1 protein-coding gene is annotated in these 443 nt (G+C 60.9%); it reads right to left on the bottom strand.

The genetic code is table 11. The features are described from left to right. Nucleotides 1-409, bottom strand: a 409-nt coding sequence (locus AACY52_RS31440; protein ID WP_339561566.1) for an SDR family NAD(P)-dependent oxidoreductase, incomplete at its 3' end; no start/stop codon positions are given. Nucleotides 410-443 lie beyond the last annotated feature (34 nt).

Raw genomic sequence — 443 nt, 5'->3', positions numbered from 1 at the left:
CGTTGATCGACCCGATATTGACGATGCGGCCCCATTTGCGGTCGCGCATGCCCGGAAACACCGCCTTGGCCATGTTGAAGCAACCGCCCAGATTGGTGTCGATCACTTCTTTCCACGCCTGATAGGTGAGCTTCAGGATGGTGCCGTCGCGCGTGATGCCGGCATTGTTGACCAGCACGTCCACCGGCCCCAGCGCCTCGACCACCTTCGCCGTGCCTTCCTGACACGCGTCGTAATCGGCGACGTCCCATTTGAATGCAGCAATTCCGGTGCGCTCGGTAAATTCGCGCGCACGGTCATCATTACCGGCATAGGTCGCTGCGACCGTCATGCCATGATCCTTCAGCGCGAGGCTGATTGCCTCCCCAATCCCGCGAGTGCCGCCGGTTACGATCGCGACGCGTGCCATCAAACTCTCCTCCCAGGATCTATCGCCCAACCCA

The sequence above is a fragment of the Pseudomonas sp. EA_65y_Pfl1_P113 genome, assembly GCF_963970525.1.
Lineage (GTDB): Bacteria > Pseudomonadota > Gammaproteobacteria > Pseudomonadales > Pseudomonadaceae > Aquipseudomonas > Aquipseudomonas tritici.
Note: the sequence above shows the minus strand (reverse complement) of the source record. Positions and strands in the feature narration are given on the sequence as shown.